16 protein-coding genes are annotated in these 18,429 nt (G+C 70.0%); 1 reads left to right on the top strand and 15 read right to left on the bottom strand.

The features are described from left to right. The first annotated feature begins 17 nt into the window (after positions 1 to 17). Positions 18 to 647 carry a TetR/AcrR family transcriptional regulator gene (locus H7K45_RS26625; protein ID WP_263999088.1) on the top strand — a complete coding sequence of 210 codons (630 nt, stop codon included), beginning with the start codon at positions 18 to 20 and terminating at the stop codon, positions 645 to 647. On the opposite strand, the gene proB is transcribed toward H7K45_RS26625, so the two are convergent. The 15 genes from proB to H7K45_RS26700 form a co-directional block, all read right to left on the bottom strand. Further along, complete coding sequence (gene proB, locus H7K45_RS26630; protein ID WP_263999089.1) at positions 644 to 1,747, bottom strand: glutamate 5-kinase; 1,104 nt, start codon at positions 1,745 to 1,747, stop codon at positions 644 to 646. The genes H7K45_RS26625 and proB overlap by 4 nt on opposite strands. Next, on the bottom strand, positions 1,744 to 3,192 hold the full coding sequence (obgE, locus tag H7K45_RS26635) for a GTPase ObgE (RefSeq protein WP_263999090.1): 1,449 nt from the start codon (positions 3,190 to 3,192) through the stop codon (positions 1,744 to 1,746). Before obgE ends, proB begins: the two co-directional genes overlap by 4 nt. Positions 3,193 to 3,275: 83 nt before the next feature. Continuing rightward, positions 3,276 to 3,572, bottom strand: a complete 297-nt coding sequence (gene rpmA, locus H7K45_RS26640) for a 50S ribosomal protein L27 (protein WP_263999091.1) — start codon at positions 3,570 to 3,572, stop codon at positions 3,276 to 3,278. A 16-nt stretch (positions 3,573 to 3,588) separates the two neighbouring features. Beyond that, positions 3,589 to 3,900 carry a 50S ribosomal protein L21 gene (gene rplU, locus H7K45_RS26645; protein ID WP_263999093.1) on the bottom strand — a complete coding sequence of 104 codons (312 nt, stop codon included), beginning with the start codon at positions 3,898 to 3,900 and terminating at the stop codon, positions 3,589 to 3,591. A gap of 193 nt (positions 3,901 to 4,093) precedes the next feature. Further along, entirely contained in the window at positions 4,094 to 6,841 is a 2,748-nt protein-coding gene (gene rne / locus H7K45_RS26650) for a ribonuclease E (RefSeq protein WP_263999094.1), read from the bottom strand. Between the two features lie 304 nt (positions 6,842 to 7,145). Then, a complete protein-coding gene (ndk, locus tag H7K45_RS26655; RefSeq protein ID WP_263999095.1) occupies positions 7,146 to 7,556 on the bottom strand; it encodes a nucleoside-diphosphate kinase in 411 nt (136 codons plus the stop codon). A gap of 10 nt (positions 7,557 to 7,566) precedes the next feature. Continuing rightward, positions 7,567 to 7,911 (bottom strand): DUF4233 domain-containing protein, encoded by a 345-nt coding sequence (locus tag H7K45_RS26660; RefSeq protein ID WP_263999335.1) that lies wholly within the window; start codon positions 7,909 to 7,911, stop codon positions 7,567 to 7,569. A 59-nt stretch (positions 7,912 to 7,970) separates the two neighbouring features. Beyond that, entirely contained in the window at positions 7,971 to 9,419 is a 1,449-nt protein-coding gene (folC, locus tag H7K45_RS26665; RefSeq protein ID WP_263999096.1) for a bifunctional tetrahydrofolate synthase/dihydrofolate synthase, read from the bottom strand. Further along, positions 9,416 to 12,082 carry a valine--tRNA ligase gene (locus H7K45_RS26670; protein WP_263999097.1) on the bottom strand — a complete coding sequence of 889 codons (2,667 nt, stop codon included), beginning with the start codon at positions 12,080 to 12,082 and terminating at the stop codon, positions 9,416 to 9,418. Before H7K45_RS26670 ends, folC begins: the two co-directional genes overlap by 4 nt. A 55-nt stretch (positions 12,083 to 12,137) precedes the next feature. Continuing rightward, the gene (locus H7K45_RS26675) at positions 12,138 to 12,713 is read right to left on the bottom strand and encodes a DUF937 domain-containing protein (protein ID WP_263999098.1); all 576 of its coding nucleotides are present in this window, start codon (positions 12,711 to 12,713) and stop codon (positions 12,138 to 12,140) included. Between the two features lie 30 nt (positions 12,714 to 12,743). Then, positions 12,744 to 13,997 carry a saccharopine dehydrogenase family protein gene (locus H7K45_RS26680; RefSeq protein ID WP_263999099.1) on the bottom strand — a complete coding sequence of 418 codons (1,254 nt, stop codon included), beginning with the start codon at positions 13,995 to 13,997 and terminating at the stop codon, positions 12,744 to 12,746. A 20-nt stretch (positions 13,998 to 14,017) separates the two neighbouring features. Then, positions 14,018 to 16,003, bottom strand: coding sequence for a S9 family peptidase (locus H7K45_RS26685; RefSeq protein WP_263999100.1), 1,986 nt, complete (start codon positions 16,001 to 16,003; stop codon positions 14,018 to 14,020). Continuing rightward, on the bottom strand, positions 16,000 to 16,986 hold the full coding sequence (locus H7K45_RS26690; protein WP_263999101.1) for a heme-dependent oxidative N-demethylase family protein: 987 nt from the start codon (positions 16,984 to 16,986) through the stop codon (positions 16,000 to 16,002). The genes H7K45_RS26685 and H7K45_RS26690 overlap by 4 nt, the downstream gene beginning before the upstream one ends. Further along, on the bottom strand, positions 16,983 to 17,915 hold the full coding sequence (locus H7K45_RS26695) for a PDR/VanB family oxidoreductase (protein ID WP_263999102.1): 933 nt from the start codon (positions 17,913 to 17,915) through the stop codon (positions 16,983 to 16,985). The genes H7K45_RS26690 and H7K45_RS26695 overlap by 4 nt, the downstream gene beginning before the upstream one ends. Beyond that, a complete protein-coding gene (locus tag H7K45_RS26700; protein WP_263999103.1) occupies positions 17,912 to 18,421 on the bottom strand; it encodes a dimethylamine monooxygenase subunit DmmA family protein in 510 nt (169 codons plus the stop codon). The genes H7K45_RS26695 and H7K45_RS26700 overlap by 4 nt, the downstream gene beginning before the upstream one ends. Positions 18,422 to 18,429 lie beyond the last annotated feature (8 nt).

Here is an 18,429-nt window from a genome sequence, read left to right on the forward strand (position 1 = left end):
GCGTCTACGCTGCTTGGGTGCCGTCCGTGACGCGTAGACCGCAGGCCAACCGGCAGGAACGGCGCGGTCAGATCGAGCGCCAGCTGCTCGACGCCACCGAACGCTTGATGGCCGACGGGGCCAGCTTCACCGAACTCAGCGTCGACCGACTGGCCACCGAGGCGGGCATCTCCCGAGCCAGCTTCTACGTCTACTTCGAGGACAAGGGTCACCTGCTGCGCCGACTTGCGGGGCAGGTGTTCGACGACCTCGCCACCGCCGCGGAACGCTGGTGGAGCGTCTCGGGACGGCGCGACCCCGCCGACGTGCTCGCCGCAATGACGGCGCTGGTGTCCACCTACCGCCACCATCAACCGTTGCTCGTGGCGCTCAACGAGATGGCCGGCTACGACGCGGCAGTGGGCACCACCTACCGGGAGATCCTCGCGACGATCGCGACACGGCTGACCGCGGTGATCGCCGAGGGACAGCGCGACGGCTCGATCCGCCAGGAGCTCTCGGCACCGATGGCAGCCACCAGCCTGACCTGGATGGTCGAGCGGACCTGCCAGCAGAACCTTCCGGAGGCGCCGGAGTCCGGCGACGGTGAACTGGCCGCCACCCTCACCCAGATCGTCTGGGGCGCACTGTATCTGGAGGCGCCCTAAACCGCGACGAGGTCGTCGGCGTGCACCGCGGGGCGGCGCATGTCGGCAGGCAGGTCCGAGGTCGACCGGCCGGTCATCGTGGCCAGTTCGGCAGCGTCGTAACCCACGACACCACGGGCGACGACGGTCCCGTCCAACGCGCGAAGTTCGACGACGTCGCCACCGTGGAATCGACCCGAGACCTCGGTGATGCCAGCCGGCAGCAGCGACCGGCGCCGTTCGACGACGGCGCGGACCGCGCCGTCGTCGAGTATCAGGGCACCCGTCGACTCCGCGGCGTAGCGCACCCAGAACCGTCGCGAGGTCATGCGCTCTGGGCGTGGCGCGAACACCGTCCCCACCGACGCGTCGGTCAACGCCGACGCGGCGTCGGCGGCCGCAGCCAGCAGAACGGGCACTCCGGCGTCGGCCGCCAGCAGCGCCGAGGACAGCTTGGAGGCCATGCCGCCGGTGCCCAATCGGCTGCCCCCACCGGCGGTGACGCCGTCGAGGTCCTCGGCGCCGCTGACCTCGGAGATGAAGCGCGCGTTGCCCTTTCGAGGATCGGAGTCGTACAACCCGTCGATGTCGGACAGCAGCACCAGCGCGTCGGCACCGACGAGGTGGGCGACCAAAGCCGAGAGCCGGTCGTTGTCGCCGAAGCGAATCTCGTTGGTGGCGACGGTGTCGTTCTCGTTGACGATGGCCACCGCGTGCAACGCGCGCAGCCGGTCGAGCGTGCGCTGAGCGTTGGTGTGTTGCACCCGCATGGCGATGTCGTGGGCGGTCAACAGCACCTGACCGACGGTGCGATCATACCTGTCGAACGCCGCGGTCCAGGCGTTCACCAACGCCACCTGACCGACGCTGGCGGCGGCCTGCTTGGTGGCGAGGTCGGTGGGCCGCTTGCTCAATCCGAGGGGTTCGATTCCCGCCGCGATCGCACCGGAGGACACGATGACGACGTCGGAGCCCGCTCTCATCCGGGCCTCGATGGCGTCGACCAGCGAGGCCACCCTGGTCGCGTCGAACATGCCCTTGGCGTTGGTCAGCGCCGTGGTTCCGATCTTGACGACGACGCTACGGGCCGTACGGACGGCCTCGCGGTGAGAACTCGTCACGACTGCTCTTCGCGACTTTCCCGTCGCTGCTTGCGGGCGAGCTTGCGCTCGTCGGCGCGCACCCGGTCGTCCTGCTCGAGCCGGAGGTCGGTACCACGCCCGGACATCGTGACGTCGACGCCGGCCGGAGTCTGCGGCTCCCAGTCGAAGGTCATGTCGCCGATGGTGACCGCGCAGCCTGGCGTCGCGCCCTGCTTGAGCAGTTCGTCCTCGACGCCAAGGCGGGCGAGCCGGTCACCCAGGTAGCCAACGGCTTCGTCATTGGTGAAGTCGGTTTGGGCGATCCACCGCTCGGGCCGGGTGCCGCGCACCACGTAACCGCCGTGACCGTCGGAGCTGACGGTGAAACCGCTCTCGTCCACCGGGATCGGCCGGATGACGGGGCGCTTGGGTGCGACCACCGGCTGTGCGTCGCGGTAGGCCTTGACCATGTCCCACAGCGCGAACGTCAAGGGACGCAACCCGTCCCGCGTCAAGGTCGACACCTCGAAGACGGGCCAGCCATACTTCTGCGCCACCTCGTCGCGAACGAAGTCGGCCAGTTCGCGCGCGTCGGGGACGTCGATCTTGTTGAGCACCACCGCCCGCGGGCGCTCGGCGAGGTCGCCGAGAGTCGTGTCGCCCTGCAGCGTCGGGGTGTAGGCCGCGAGTTCGGCTTCCAGCGCGTCGATGTCGGAAATCGGGTCGCGGCCGGGTTCCATCGTCGCGCAGTCGACGACGTGGACCAGCACGGCACACCGCTCGACGTGCCGCAGGAAGTCCAGGCCGAGGCCGCGGCCGTCGGATGCGCCGGGAATGAGGCCGGGCACGTCGGCGACGGTAAAGGTGTTCTCCCCCGCCGACACGACGCCGAGGTTCGGCACCAGTGTGGTGAAGGGGTAGTCGGCGATCTTGGGCTTGGCCGCTGAGATCACCGACACCAGTGAGGACTTGCCTGCCGACGGGAAGCCGACGAGGCCGACGTCGGCCACCGTCTTGAGTTCGAGAACCAGATCGCGGGCCTGGCCCTTCTCGCCGAGAAGCGCGAACCCGGGGGCCTTGCGGGCCCGCGACGCCAGTGCGGCGTTGCCGAGTCCGCCGCGACCGCCGGCCGCCGCCTCGAAGCGGGTGCCCTCGCCGGTCAGGTCGGCGAGCAGCTTGCCGTCCTCGTCGACGACGACGGTGCCGTCGGGAACGTGCAACTCGAGATCGTCGCCGTTGGCGCCGTCGCGGTTGTTCCCCATGCCCTGCTTGCCGGACGGGGCGTCGACGTGCGGATGGAAGTGGAAGTCCAGCAGCGTGTGAACCTGCGGGTCGACGACGAACACGATGCTGCCACCGTTTCCGCCGTTGCCACCGTCGGGCCCGCCGAGGGGCTTGAACTTCTCGCGGTGTACCGAGGCGCAGCCTCTACCGCCGTTGCCAGCTCGCGCGTGAATGACCACGCGGTCGACGAAACGGGGCATGGGAGGTCCTTTCCATGTCGAAAGCTACGTTTTGCGGAGCTTGTGCGAGAGCCGCGCTGCAAAACGTCGATCTCGACCGGGAGTTAAGCCTCCGGAGCCGCTCCGGCGGCAGCCTCGGACCCAACGCGAACGGTCCGAATGATGTTGACGGTCTTGCGACCGCGCTTCTCACCGAATTGCACGGCGCCGGGGGCGGTCGCGAACAGGGTGTCGTCGCCGCCACGGCCGACGTTCACGCCGGGGTGGAAGTGAGTGCCGCGCTGACGCACGATGATCTCGCCCGCCTTGACGACCTGGCCACCAAAACGCTTCACGCCGAGGCGCTGTGAATTGGAGTCGCGACCGTTGCGAGAGCTGGAAGCGCCCTTCTTGTGTGCCATGAGTTCGCTCCTCTACCTATGCGATTCCGGTGACCTTGACGACCGTCAGCTTCTGACGGTGGCCCTGGCGCTTGTGGTAACCGGTCTTGTTCTTGAACTTGTGGATGCGAATCTTCGGACCCTTGGTGTGCTCGAGCACCTCGGCGGTGACGGCGACCTTCTCCAGGTCCGTCGCCGCGGTGGTGACGGTCGCACCGTCGACGACGAGCGCCACCGGCAGCGACACGGAATCGCCGGCTTCGAGCTCCAGCTTCTCCACCTTGACTATGTCACCGACCGCGACCTTGTACTGCTTGCCGCCGGTCTTGACGATTGCGTAGGTCGCCATCGTTTGCGTCATCCTCTACTTCGCTTGCGGGCGCGCGCCACCCGGGGGCTGCGTGCGCGGGTCTGGGGTGCGGGGGTCGTGAGCCCCGCGTGTCACCGGCTCGGTCGCTACCAAGCCTGCAGACAACTGTGCAAGGGTACGTGACCAGCGGGTAAGGGGTCAAACCGCGACCTCCTCCGCGACGGGCACGGCCTCATGAAACCGGCGGACCTGCGGGGCGAGCGGCGGCTCGGCGTCGCCGGGGCCTGCCGATCACGGCGACGGGGGGCTCGTCGTCGGAGTCCTCGTCCTCGGAATCGTCCTCGTCGTCGTCGGAGTCGTCGTCGGAGTCGTCGTCCTCGGAGTCGTCGTCGTCCAGGTCGTCGTCGTCAGAGTCATCGTCGGATTCGTCGTCGTCGGAGTCGTCGATGACTTCGATGTCGTCGTCTTCGTCCTCGTCTTCGTCGTCCTCGGAATTGTCGAGCTCGTCCTCGGAATCGTCCTCGGCGTCGTCGACCAACACCTCCTCGACGGGCTCGGTCGAAGCCAGATCCTCGGAACCCTCGACCACGGCGTCACCGTCGTCGAGTACGCCGTCGGCCTCCTCGTCGTCCTCACGGCCGGTCGCCGCCGCCATCGCGCGGAACATCGGATGCTCTCCCGCGGCGTGCGAGGGCACCTTGGCGACCTGCACCTCTTCCTCGGGGCGGCCACCCTTCTTGGCGCGCTTGCTCCGTCGTCCGGTGCCTGGTTCGTTCCGGCGAGCGGCGGCCGATCCGGAGTCCACGGGATCGCCGTGCAGCATGATGCCGCGCCCAGCGCAGTGCGAGCAGGTCGTCGAGAACGCCTCGATGAGACCGGTGCCCAACTTCTTGCGGGTCAGCTGCACCAGCCCGAGGGACGTGACCTCGGAGACCTGGTGGCGGGTCCGGTCACGGGCCAGCGCCTCGGTGAGCCGGCGGAGCACCAGGTCGCGGTTGGACTCCAGCACCATGTCGATGAAGTCGATGACGATGATTCCGCCGATGTCGCGCAACCGGAGCTGGCGGACGGTCTCCTCCGCGGCCTCCAGGTTGTTGCGGGTGACGGTCTGCTCGAGGTTGCCGCCCGAGCCGGTGAACTTGCCGGTGTTGACGTCGACGACCGTCATGGCCTCGGTGCGGTCGATGACGAGCGTGCCGCCCGACGGCAGCCAAACCTTGCGGTCCATCGCCTTGGTCAGCTGTTCGTCGATGCGGTGCACCGCGAACACGTCGGGCCCGCCAGATGCGGCGGGCTCGTACTTGGTCATGCGCGTCAGCAACTCCGGCGCTACCGAGGTGACGTAGTCGCTGATGGTGGTCCAGGCTTCGTCACCGGACACGATCAGGCCACTGAAGTCCTCGTTGAACAGGTCACGAATGACCTTGACCAACACGTCCGGCTCCTCGTAGAGCGGGACTGCGGCCCCGGCAGCCTTGGCGGTGATCTCGGTGGCCTTGGCCTCGACTTGGGCCCACCGCTCCTGCAGCCGGTTGACGTCGGTGCGGATGTCCTCTTCCTTGACGCCCTCGGACGCGGTGCGGATGATCACACCCGCATCGGCCGGGACGACCTCGCGGAGGATCTCCTTGAGCCGCTGGCGTTCGGTGTCGGGCAGCTTGCGGCTGATGCCGGTCGACGAGGCGCCGGGCACGTACACCAGGTAACGGCCCGCCAGGGAGATCTGCGTGGTCAGGCGGGCGCCCTTGTGTCCGACCGGGTCCTTGCTGACCTGCACGACGACGTAGTCACCCGGCTTGAGGGCCTGCTCGATCTTGCGCTGGGCGCCACCGAGCCCGGCGGCCTCCCAGTTGACCTCGCCGGCGTACAGCACACCGTTGCGGCCGCGGCCGATGTCGACGAACGCCGCCTCCATGGAGGGCAGCACGTTCTGCACGATGCCGAGGTAGATGTTGCCGACCAGGGACACCTGGGCCGCCGAGGTGACGAAGTGCTCGACGACGACGCCGTCCTCCATCACCGCGATCTGGGTGTAGCGAGCACCCTCGTGCGGCGGCTCGCTGCGCACCTTGTCGCGGACGACCATGACCCGCTCGACGGCCTCACGGCGAGCCAGGAACTCCGCCTCGCTGAGGATCGGGGGACGACGACGGCCCGCGTCGCGTCCGTCGCGTCGGCGCTGACGCTTGGCCTCCAGGCGCGTGGACCCAGCGATGCCCTGGATCTCGCCGTCGCCGGAGGACTTGTTGGCCGCCTTCGCCGCCCGCGGCTGGCGTTCGTGGACGACGGTGTTGGGCGGGTCGTCGGCCGAGGTGGACTCGTCTCCGTCCCCGCCGCCGGTCTTGCGGCGGCGACGCCGCCGGCGGCGTCGGTTCGCTCCGTCGGCACCGGTGCCGTCGTCGTCACCGCCCTCGTCGTCGGCTCCGTCGTCGTCCGAGCCGTCGTCGTCGGAATCCTCCGACGAGTCGCTCCGGTCGTCGGTGCCGTCCTGACCGTCTCCGTCGCCGGGACCGTCGGCGTCGTCACTCTGTTCGCCGCGCCCGCGGCCACGACCGCGGCGCCCGCGACGGCGCCGCTTGTTGGCGGGCCGGTCACCCTGCTCGTCGTCGGAGTCCTCCGACGAGTCGTCCAGGGAATCGTCGTCGTCCTCGTCGTCCTCGTCGTCGAGGTCGTCGTCGGGCACCACCGCGGGACGCGGCGGCACGTAGGCGACGGGCTGGGGCGCGACGAACAGCGGCATGTACGCCGCGGGTGCGGTGTTCGCGGGCAGCGGCTCCGGGACCGGCGGCGGTTCGGGCTCCACCTCGAGCGCCTGCGCCTCCGGGGCGGTGCCGGCGGGAGCCGGCTCGACGAACACGCCCGCCGGAGCCGGCTCGACGAACACCCCGGCGGGATCGAGGGTCAGCGCAGTCTGCGCATCCTCGTCGCGCGTGGTGTCTTCGGGAAGATCGAATGGGGCAGCAAAATCACGGTCAGCCACGTACTCTCCTCAAGCCCCCGGGCGCGTCGTGTCGACGCGGCCACGCGAGGGCTTTCGCTATGGACCCGTGGAACTCTTCCCGGGCTTGTCATGGTCTCGCTCCGAGCGGTTCGTGAGAACCCTCGGTGCCTGGTGCGAATGATGGCTGGACTTCGCGCCGCACTGAGGACACGTCCTAGGTGGTCGCGCTCGTCCAAGTCTTCATCCGGGATTCCCGCTCCGTTATGAAGCAGGTCACCCGCGGCCAGTATCCCACATCGCGGCGCCGTCTTTGACGAGGTGCCGCCTCAAGCCCGACGTGCAGCTAACGACCCGGGAACCACAGCTCGATCTCGCGGGCCGCCGACTCCGGCGAATCCGACCCGTGCACCAGGTTGTCCTGGGTCACGAGGGCCAGGTCACCGCGGATGGTGCCGGGCACGGCCTTCTCCACCGGATCGGTGCCGCCGGCAAGCTGACGGAAGGCGGCAATGGCCCGGGGACCCTCGACGACCACGGCGACGACCGGGCCGGAGGTGATGAATTCCAGAAGGGACGGGAAGAACGGCTTACCCTCGTGCTCGGCGTAGTGCGCGCGGGCCAGATCTTCGTCGACGTTCTTGAGTTCCAAAGCCGCGATCGACAGACCCTTGCGCTCGATTCGGCCAAGAATTTCCCCGACCAGGAGGCGCTTCACGCCGTCGGGCTTCACCAGTACCAGAGTCCGCTCAGTCACGGCGTGGACCCTACCCGTCAGCGGGCGGGGCCTGCTGCCCGGGCAGCAGGCCGCGGTCTTGACGGCGCTTGACCTCGGCGCGCAGGTAGGCGATCAGCAACCACACCGCTGCGAAGACCACGCCGATGAAGCAGATGGCGGGGTGGATCACGACGCCGGCGATCAGGATCACCTGCACCGCCAAATTCGCCTTCAGCGCCCAGGGCCTGCCCTGCACGCCGGCCAAGAGGATGAGGATGCCGGTGACGCCGAGGATGAAGCCGCCGCTGACCCAGGTGAGGCCGCCGTGGGAGTACGACACCACCGGCAGCGCCAGGAGCACCACGATGACCTCGAGGATCAGCGTGCCGGCCATCACGCCGCGGAAGCTCTTCCACGGGTCCGGCCCGACGGGTGGCTGCTCGGCCGTATCGCTCACGCGGGGTCCCGTCCGAAGAGGCTGCGGGCAGCGCCGGCGGTGACGACCGACCCGGTGATGACGACGCCGCTGCCAGAGAAGCCGTCGGGGAAGGAATCATCGGCACCGCTGTCCTCGGCCAGGGCGATGGCGGTTTCGATGGCGTCGGGCAGCGTCGGGGCCGTGATGACGCGCTCGGGGCCGAAGTGCTCCTCAGCGCGCAGCGCCAAGCCCTCGACGTCGAGGGCGCGCGGGGATCCGTTGTGCGTCACGACGATCTGGTCGAAGGCCGGCTCGAGGGCGGCGAGGATTCCGTCGACGTCCTTGTCACCCATCACCGACACCACGCCGACGAGGTGCCGGAACTCGAACTCCTCGGCCAGCGCCCTGGTCAATGCCTCCGCACCGGCCGGATTGTGGGCGGCGTCGACGAATACCGTTGGCGCGCTGCGCATCCGCTCCAACCGACCGGGGCTCGCCGCGTTCGCGAAGCCCTCTCGGACGGCGTCCACGTCGAGCTGGCGGTCGGCTCCCGCACCGAAGAACGCCTCCACGGCGGCCAGCGCGAGCAGGGCGTTGTGGGCCTGATGCTCGCCGTGCAACGGCAGGAACACCTCCGGGTACACCCCGCCAAGACCTTGGAGTTCGAGCAACTGCCCGCCGACGGCGACCTGCCTGCGAAGCACCGCGAACTCCGAGCCCTCCCTGGCCACCGCGGCATCGGCCCGGACCGCTTCTGCCAGAAGGACTTCCATGGCCTCCGGGGTCTGCTGACCGATGATCGCCACGGTGCTGAGGTCGACGTCGGGGGCCACGGGGTCCGGCGCCCGCTTGACGATGATGCCGGCCTTCTCGGCCGCGATCTCGGCGATCGTGTCGCCGAGGTAATCGGTGTGGTCCAGCCCGATGGGGGTGATGACGACCACCGGTGCGTCGACGACGTTGGTGGCGTCCCACCGGCCGCCGAGTCCGACCTCGATGACGGCGACGTCGACCGGCGCGTCGGCGAAGGCGGCGAAGGCCATCGCCGTGACGACCTCGAACTTGCTCATCCGTGGGCCGCCGGCCGCCTCGGACTGCTGGTCGACGAGTTCGACGAACGGCTCCAGCTCGCGGTAGGTGTCCACGTACAGCGCCGGGGAGATGGGCTTCCCGTCGATCGCAATGCGCTCCACGGCCGCCTGCAGGTGCGGGCTCGTCGCGCGTCCGGTCCGGCGATGCAGGGCGGTCAACAGCGAGTCGACGATCCGGGTGACCGAGGTCTTCCCGTTCGTCCCGGCGACGTGGATGGTCGGGTACGCCCGCTGCGGCGAACCCAGCAGTTCCATCAAGGCCGCGATGCGGGCCGTGCTCGGCTCGATCTTGGTCTCGGGCCAGCGTTGGTCGAGCAGGTGCTCGACCTGGAGCAGGGCCGCGATCTCGTCAGGCGTCGGATCGGGCGTCGGCACGGCCGTCGGGTCGGTCACGACAACCCGGCCAGCCGGGCGGTGATCCGCTCGACTTCCTCGCTGGCGACCCGCTGACGGGTGCGAATCTTCTCCACGACCGCGTCGGGGGCCTTCGACAGGAACTCCTCGTTGCCCAGCTTCGCGGCCGTCTGCGCCAGGTCCTTCTGCGCGACGGTGAGATCCTTCTCCAGCCGTCGGCGCTCGGCGGCGACGTCCACGGTGCCCGAGGTGTCGAGCTCCACCTGCACCATCCCCGACGACAACCGGACCTCCACGGCGGCCGACGGGGTGAACCCGTCGGCGGGTTCGGTCAGCCAGGCCAGCGAGGTGACGGCCGCGATCTGGGTCGTCAGGTCCGCCTCCGCGACGCCGACCAGGCGAGCGGGAACCCGTTGCCGGTCGTTGAGGCCCTGGTCGCTGCGGAACCGGCGGACCTCGGTGACGAGCTTCTGCATGTCGGCGACCCGGCGACCGGCGACGTCGTCGAGGGCGAACCCCGACGGCTCGGGCCACGGCGCGATCACCAGCGACTCGCGTCCGGTGAGCGCCTTCCACAGCGTCTCGGTCACGAACGGCATGACGGGGTGCAGCAGCTTGAGCAAGCTGTCCAGCACGGCGGCGAGCACCGCGTTGGTCGGCCCGTCGGGGTGGTCGGCCAACTGCACCTTCGCCAGCTCCAGGTACCAGTCGCAGAACTCGTCCCAGGCGAAGTGGTACAGCGACTCGCACGCCCGGCTGAATTCGTAGCGGTCGAACGCCGAGTCGACTTCTGCGCGAACCTCTTCCAACCTGCCGAGGATCCAGCGGTCGGCGTCGGTCAGGTCCTCGGGGGCAGGCAGTGGTGCCAAGGTCGCACCGTTCATCAACGCGAACTTGGTGGCGTTGAACAGCTTGGTCGCGAAGTTCCGCGAGGCACGGGCGTAGTCCTCGCCGATCGACATGTCGCCGCCCGGGTTGGCGCCACGCGCCAGGGTGAAGCGCAACGCATCCGCACCGTAGGTGTCGACCCAGTCGAGGGGGTCGATGCCGTTGCCCTTGGACTTGCTCATCTTGCGGCCGAACTCGTCGCGAATCAGACCGTGCAGGAACACGTTCTCGAACGGCACCTGCCTGCCGCGCGTGCCGCCGGCGGTGATCGCGTCGTCGTCGCCGACGAACGTGCCGAACATCATCATCCGGGCCACCCAGAAGAAGATGATGTCGTAGCCGGTGACGAGAACCGATGTCGGATAGAACTTCTCGAGTTCCGGGGTGCGGTCGGGCCAGCCCATCGTGGAGAACGGCCACAGCGCCGAGGAGAACCACGTGTCCAGCACGTCGGGGTCCTGCTCCCAGCCCTCGGGCGGCGTCTCGTCCGGTCCGACGCACACCTTCTCGCCGTTGGGGCCGTGCCAGACCGGGATCCGGTGACCCCACCACAGCTGCCGCGAGATGCACCAGTCGTGCATGTCGTCGACCCAGGCGAACCACCGGGGCTCCAGGCTGGCCGGGTGAATCACGGTGTCGCCGTTGCGCACTGCGTCGCCCGCGGCCTTGGCCAGGGACTCCACCCGCACCCACCACTGCAGGCTCAGCCGCGGTTCGATGGGCTCCCCGCTGCGCTCGGAGTGCCCGACGCTGTGCAGATACGGCCGCTTCTCGGCGACGATGCGCCCCTGCTCGGCGAGCGCCTCCCGCACCTCGACGCGGGCCTCGAAGCGGTCCATCCCGTCGAACCGGGTCCCGGTGCCGGCGATACGGCCCTTCGTGTCCATGATCGACGGCATCGGCAGGTCGTGGCGAAGGCCGATCTCGAAGTCGTTGGGATCGTGCGCGGGCGTGACCTTGACTGCGCCGGTGCCGAATTCGGGGTCGACGTGCGCGTCGGCCACCACGACGACCCGGGTGTCGAGGAACGGGTGGGGCAGGGTCTGGCCGACCAGTGCGCGGTAGCGGTCGTCGTCGGGGTGCACGGCGATCGCGGTGTCACCGAGCATCGTCTCGATGCGCGTGGTGGCCACCACCAGGTGCGGTTCGGCATCGTCCATCGAGCCGTAGCGGAACGAGACCAGTTCGCCCTCGACGTCGGAGTACTTGACCTCCAGGTCGGAGATGGCGGTCTGCAGCACCGGCGACCAGTTGACCAACCGCTCGGCCTGGTAGATCAGACCCGCGTCGTAGAGGCGCTTGAAGATCGTCCGCACCGCGCGAGACAAACCCTCGTCCATGGTGAAGCGGTCACGGCTCCAGTCGACGCCGTCTCCGATCCGCCGCATCTGCGCGCCGATCGTGCCGCCGGACTCGCGCTTCCAGTCCCACACCTTCTCGACGAACGACTCGCGGCCGAGGTCTTCCTTGGTCCTGCCGTCGGCGGCGAGTTGCTTCTCGACCACGCTCTGGGTGGCGATGCCCGCGTGGTCCATGCCGGGCAACCACAACACCTCGTAGCCCTGCATTCGCTTGCGGCGGGTCAGGGCGTCCATCAGCGTGTGGTCCAGTGCGTGGCCCATGTGCAAGCTGCCCGTCACGTTGGGCGGAGGCAGCACGATCGAGTACGGCGGCTTGTCGCTGGACGGGTCGGCGGTGAAGTAGCCCGCGTCGACCCAGCCCTGGTACAGCTCGGTCTCGACCGTGGCCGGGTCCCACGACTTCGGAAGGGCCTGCACCCCTGGGTTGTCTGCGGATTTCGGGCTGACGGTCACCTCGACAGTGTAGGAACTCCTCGCGAGCAGTCCGGCGCCGGTCCGAGATCGCAGGTCAGCGCTTGCCGCCGAGCAGCCCACCGAGGATGTCGCCGAGTCCCCCGCCGCCCTGCCCGCCGCCGAGCACGCCCCCGAGGATGCTGCCGAGCGGGTTGTCCGACCGCCCCCCGCCGCCCTTGGCGGCACCGGTGAGGATGGTGCCAAGGATGTCACCGATGCCTCCGGAGCCGGTGGAGAGTTGCTTGCCGACGTAGGCGAGCACGATGGGCGCCAGGATCGGCAGCAGCCGCTTCATCAGGTCGCCGTTGCCCGCGCCACCGCCCGAGAGCGCCGCGGCGACCTGGGTGCTGTCGTTGCCGCCGAAGATCTTCGCGACGGCCTTGGACCCGTCGGCCTCGTCGACCTGGTCGACGCTGACGCCGCCGTCGAGCAATCCGCTCGCGGCGTGCGTGCCCGCAGCGTTCTCGATGCCGGCGGCGTGCTCCGGATCCCGGGCGTTTTGTCGCAGGCCACCGACCAGCAGCGGCACCAGGGTGTGCACGGCGCTGTCCACCTCGCCCTCGTCGGCGCCCAGCTTGCGGGCGATCTCGGCGGTGGGGATTTGATCGAACAGTTCGTCGAGGCCGGCCATGGTGGCGACAGTAGACCCAACGATCGCCGGTTACAGCCGTTCGGTCCGCAGCGTCACGCCTGCGTCGGGAAGGCGGGTGAGCAGCGCGTCGCCGAGGGCCGTGGCCGGGGTGAGGACGCCGCGCAGGTCGGACAACGCGTCGCGGTCCAGCGCGAGCGCCAGCCCGCACTCGCCGAGCAGCACCGCCGTCGCCTTGTAGCCGGGGTCGCCCTTCTGCGACATCGTCGCCCGGTAACGGGCACCGGTCGTGGTCGTGGTGTACGTCTCGACCGTGTAGTGCCCGTTCTCGCGGGCCTTCTCACTGGGCCCCGTCCCCGGCTTGGGCAGGATCCGCTCGACCAGACCGCGGGGCACCTTGTCGAAGTAGCGGCTGCCGAGGGCCAGGACGGCGGCGTTGGCCGCCGTTCCCAGCGCGGCCGCGACGGGCGCCACCACTGAGGACCCCATGCTCATGTTCTCCGCATACCGGAACGACCGGCCGTAGGCCCAGTCGAGCAAGGCGTTGCTGCGCCGGACGGTTCGCGAGTTCGCCACGCCCATCACGAACGCGCCCGTCCAGACGCCGTCGAGTTCGGGGGCGATGTCGCGCCCTCGACGCCACGGCGTATCGGACTGGTGCCCGAATTCGGGCTCGGCGGCCCGGTCGGTGCTGAGGGTGTACGGGTCGGTCATCGCGCGGCGCGCCTCGGGATCGGTCGACGCGGTGTGCATGACCTCGATCATCGACGCCGCGGTGCCACCGGACACGCCGCCGGCGAACCCGCGGAGGACGAAGTTCGTCTCTCCCAGTTCACCGGCACCGTCGGCGATCGCCCGCTTGTACAGCGCGTACACCGTGAGATCCGAAGGGACGGAGTCGAATCCGCAGGAGTGCACGATGCGGGCGCCGTTGTCGGCGGCCTCCTTGCCGTACAGGTCGACGCTCTCCCTGATGAACATCGTCTCGCCGGTGAGATCGGCGTAGTCGGTTCCCGCCGCCGCGCAGGCCGCCACCACGGGCAGTCCGTACTTCGTATAGGGCCCGACGGTGGCGACGACCACGCGGGTGCGCGACGCCATGTCGTTGAGGGTGGACGGCTGGCCGGCCTCGGCCTCGATCAGCTCCCATTCCTTGGCCGCCTCGCCGAGGGAGTCGCGGACGTCGCGGAGCTTGGCCACCGAACGTCCTGCCAGGGCGATGCGTGCCGGACCGCCCGCCGCGGCCAGGTACTGCGCGGTCAACTTGCCGACGAAACCCGTCGCCCCGTAGAGCACGATGTCGAATTCACGCTGCGCTTCGGTCATGGCCCCAAGCTACCGGGGCGTCATCCGAGCGTGTCGGGACGCACCTCGGGTTCGTCGAGCAGGTGCCGCCCCAAGAACCCCAGGACGACCTGGTACCAGATCTTGGTGTGCTGCGGGGCGAGCACCCAGTGCCCCTCGGTCGGGAAGTAGAGGAACCGGTGCGGGCTGGTGCCGTCGTCGGCGGCGGGCAGCCCGGACCGGGTCAGAAGGTCGAACCAGAGCCGTAGCCCTTCCCCGATCGGCACCCGATAGTCCTTGTCGCCGTGGATCACGAGCGTCGGGGTGACGATCTCGCCGACGTCGCGGTGCGGTGAATTGCGTTCGGCCATCTCCGCGGTCATCTCCCGCGCCCACCAGTAGGCGCCGTCGGTGGTCGGCCCGAACTGGTCGAGTGCCCACAGGCTGGCGTGGGTGACGACGGCGTCGAACCGGTCGGTGTGGCCCGCGATCCAGTTGGCCATGTAGCCGCCGAAGGATCCGCCCATCGCCGCGGTGCGGTTCGCGTCGACCCTCGGGTGCTTCAGCGCACCGTCGACGGCGGCCATCAGGTCGGTATACGGCGCGAATCCCCAAGCCCCCCAGCCACGTTGGACGAAGTCCTGACCGTACCCGGTGGACAGGGCCGGGTCGGGCAGCAGGACGGCGTAGCCGCGGGCAGCCAGCAGCCACGGGTTCCACCGCCAGTGCCAGGTGTTCCAGCTACCCAGCGGACCGCCGTGAATCCACAGCACGAGCGGCGCCGGCGCGTCCGAGTCGGGGAGCACCAGCCACGACCAGATCTCGGTTCCGTCGTCGGCGACAGTGGAGACGTCGGCCACCTCGCCGGGCACCTCGGGGGCGGCCATGCAGGGCAAGACCGTGACGGTGCCGTCGGGGTCGACGCGGACGGGGTGCGGTGGTTCGGAGTACGAGCTTCGCAGCGCGAGGATCGCACCGCCGGGCGCGGGGTGGACGTCGGTGTAGCCGTAGTCGTCGGCCGTCAGTCGCGTCACCGAGGAGTCTGCCGGGTCGACGAGGAAGATCGGTCGTCGCCCGCCCTCGTCGGCGCTGACGACGAGGGTGGACCCGTCGTGCGTCCACGCCACCGTGGCGGGCCACCTGTCCCAGTCGCCGGCGATCGTGGCCACGGGACCGCCGAACGGCATGACGCACAGCGTCATTCGCGGCGCCGCCTGCGGCGTCGAATGCGACTCGCGGATGAACGCCACCGCCGACCCGTCGGGCGAGATGGCCGGGGCGCCAAGGTCGGCGCTCGGGTCGTCGACGATCGTCGTCCGGGTGCCCGTGGCGACGTCGACGCGGATCAAGGATCGGCGGATCGACGCGCCGGGACCAGGCACGGCCCACGACGCGACGGCGAACCGTCCGTCGGCGCTGAGGTCGACGTCGGCCTCGCGCAGGCCACCACCGGGACGCGGCGTCACGTCCCGCGGGCCGGAGGCGTCGACGAGATGTGGTTCGGCGGGACCGATGTCGTGATCCCAGTGCCGGACGGGATATCCCGTGTGCAGCACCGCGGAGATCTTGCCGTCGGTGCGCAGGGCCCGCACCCTCGCGTCGTCGGTGACGTCGACGGCCGAGGGCATCAGCGGCGCGGTGACCAGCGTGACGTCGGCGGCTCGCGCGGCGTGGATCGCGTCGACGCCACCGGCGAGGTCCAGCACGGCGACCGCTTCCCCGCCGCCTGCGGGCAGCCGCCACAGCGACGCCGTCGGCTGGCCGCCGTCGGCGTCGGGAGCTTCGCGCTTGGCGAGGAAGAGCAGATCCCCGTCGGCGGTGAAGGCCGGCGCCGACTCCCCCGTGGCGCCTCGGGTCAAGCGGCGCGCGGCGCGCCGGCCGGTGACGTCGAGTTCCCAGATGGCAGTGACGTATTCGGTGCCCTTGGCGTTCAGCTCGCCGACACCTGCGACGGCGCGCGACCCGTTCGGCGACACCGCCAGACCGGAGACCCTTGGCAGTGCCAGGAACGCGTCGAGATCGGCGAAGGGGGTCGGCGTCGGTGTCATGGTCCTCCGTGCGTGTCGAGCCACGCCACGATGCGGTCGCGGTGGGCTGCGAATCCCTTGTAGTCGGCCAGGTCCTCGGGCAGCTCGGCCACGACCGCCGCGGTGCGCAGTCGCCACGGCTCGACGGTGGCCAGGTCCGCGAGGGACAGCAGGTAGGTCCGGATCAGGAAGCACACCGCACCGGTCTCGGGCAGCCCGATGAGGTGTTGCACCTCCACGCGAAGATGCACGAGGCGGCCGAACGCGTCGTCGTCGGCGCTGGCGGCCGCGGCGCGCTCCGATGCCCATTCCGGATAGCGCTCCAGCGACTGGTCCAGGCGCGAACCCACGGCCATCGACCAGTTGGTGCGCCGATAGGCCTCCCCCGGCTGCAGACGCAGGATGAAGTCGCGGGCTCTGGTGATCACCCCGCTCTCGCGAAGCCTCGGCACCGGGCCGTGCACGTCGAGGAATTCCATGCCGACGTCGAAGCCGAACGACCAGGCTGCGGCGAAGGTCACCACCCCGGCGTCGACGAACAGTTCGCCGCCGCGCTCGTCGAGCAGGACGACGTCGTCCTGCATCTGGGCGGCGATGAAGGCCAGCGGCTCGGCGGGCAGGGTCGACTCGTCGCCGACGACGAAGTCCGCGGTGACGCCCAGCCGAGCGTTGTGCCAGTGCCAGCTGGTGCCGTCGCCGGTGAGCATCATCGTCTCGGGGTAGGTGGCGGCCAGTTCCCGCATCAGCGTCAGCATCGCGTCCCAGGACGCGGGCCGCATGTGTGCCAGCACGGCGTGCCGGCCGGGGTCGGCGGCCAGGATCGCCGCCCGCTCAGCCAATTCGGTCTCGTAGTGCGCGTCGACGTCGACGATCCGCTCACCCCACCGGCCGGTCGCGGTCGTCACCGCGGTGCCCGCCGGTGCCAGATTGGTGCTGTAGCGGTAGCTGTCGGCGGTGAACGGAAAGGGGAAGGCGGCCAACCGATTCGACGCTACGGAGGTCATGGTGCCAACTCCAGCCGGGCTCCGGCTGCCCGCGACACGCAGCACATCATCGAGTCGCCTGCCGCCCGCTCCCGCTCACCGAGGAACAGATCCCGGTGCAACACGTCCCCGGCGGTGACCTCGACGCGGCATTCCCCGCAGACGCCTCGACGGCACAGGTTGGGCACGTCGACGCCGCGCGCCAGGAGGGCCTCCAACAGCGAGACTCCCGCGCCGACGGTGAACGTCTCGCCGGTGGTCCTCAGGTGGACGTCGAACGGTTCGCCGGGGTCGAAGGCGTCCGTGCCGAAGTGTTCGACGTGCACCCGGCTGGCCGGCCAGCCCCAGGCGGTGGCCCGCGCGGTGACCTCGGCCATGAAGGCCGCGGGGCCGCAGAGGTAGAGGTGCGTGCCGAGAGGCTGGCGTCCCAGCGCGTCGTCGACTGCCGCGGTGAACGATTCGCGGTCGGTGAAGACCGATGCCGATTCGGCGAGGGCGTCGACGTCGTCGAGGTGCGCGCCCCGGCCGGGGCGGTGGACGTAGAGCAGCTCGACCGGCCGGCGCCAGCGCCGGGCGCTGCGCAGGTGCGACACCATCGGGGTGATTCCGATGCCCGCCGCCACCAGCAGATGCCGCGTGGCACTCAGCACGGGTGCGAATGCGCTGCGCGGACCGTGGACGCCGACGACGTCGCCAACGCTCAGACCGTGGATCCATTGGGAGCCACCGGAACCGCCGGGGCACGACAGCACCGAGATGGCGTAGGTGACCGGGCTCGCGCCGTCGCCGGTGAGGGAGTATGCGTTGAGCACCGGACCGCACTCCACCACGAGGTGGCTGCCCGGGACGAACGACGGCAGCGGGCCGCCGTCGGGCCGGGCCAGGGTCAGCGACCGGATTCCGGGAATGCGGTCGTCGACGCCGACGACGTCGAGGGCGAGGCCGATCACGCCAGCACCCCGAGGTGCGCGCCGAGGCGCCGCGACACGTGGGCCTGCACTGCGAGCGGTCGCCGGCAGCCGTGGCAATCCAGGACTCCGCCCAGTGGAACGGTCGCGTGGGTCACGGTGCGGCAGTGCGCGCAATGGACGTCCCTGTCGGCCACGTCGGTGCTGGCGACGGTGATCTCGTCGTCGCCGATCCCGAGGCGCAGCGCGCGGGCGCGCAGCCGCAGGCAGGCGTCCGCAGGCCCGGCGATCAGCAGGCGCCACCCCACGCGGGCGGTGGCGACGTCGGCCTCGAGCGCAGCCCGGGCCGCGTCGTCGTCGCCGACCCGGTGCACGCGGGCACCGGCATCGGGGTGACGGTGCCGGATCTGCCCGATCCACTCGTCGGCCGTGGGTTCGCCGCCTGCGAAGGCGATCACCGTCCAGTACCGGCCGGTGACGTCGGCGTCCGCGCGGCGAGGCGCGACGGCCCACGGGGGCACGCTGGTGAATTCGATGGCGGGCGTCATGGCAGTCT

The sequence above is a fragment of the Mycobacterium yunnanensis genome, assembly GCF_025823185.1.
Lineage (GTDB): Bacteria > Actinomycetota > Actinomycetes > Mycobacteriales > Mycobacteriaceae > Mycobacterium > Mycobacterium yunnanensis.

Bases quoted from the DNA above. Each gene is read 5' to 3' on its own strand.
- H7K45_RS26680 (WP_263999099.1), bottom strand. From the start codon at position 13,997: ATGACCGAAGCGCAGCGTGAATTCGACATCGTGCTCTACGGGGCGACG.
- H7K45_RS26660 (WP_263999335.1), bottom strand. From the start codon at position 7,911: ATGGCCGGCACGCTGATCCTCGAGGTCATCGTGGTGCTCCTGGCGCTG.
- rpmA (WP_263999091.1), bottom strand. From the start codon at position 3,572: ATGGCACACAAGAAGGGCGCTTCCAGCTCTCGCAACGGTCGCGACTCC.
- H7K45_RS26675 (WP_263999098.1), bottom strand. From the start codon at position 12,713: ATGGCCGGCCTCGACGAACTGTTCGATCAAATCCCCACCGCCGAGATC.
- rplU (WP_263999093.1), bottom strand. From the start codon at position 3,900: ATGGCGACCTACGCAATCGTCAAGACCGGCGGCAAGCAGTACAAGGTC.
- H7K45_RS26690 (WP_263999101.1), bottom strand. From the start codon at position 16,986: ATGACCTCCGTAGCGTCGAATCGGTTGGCCGCCTTCCCCTTTCCGTTC.
- H7K45_RS26700 (WP_263999103.1), bottom strand. From the start codon at position 18,421: ATGACGCCCGCCATCGAATTCACCAGCGTGCCCCCGTGGGCCGTCGCG.
- obgE (WP_263999090.1), bottom strand. From the start codon at position 3,192: ATGCCCCGTTTCGTCGACCGCGTGGTCATTCACGCGCGAGCTGGCAAC.
- H7K45_RS26685 (WP_263999100.1), bottom strand. From the start codon at position 16,003: ATGACACCGACGCCGACCCCCTTCGCCGATCTCGACGCGTTCCTGGCA.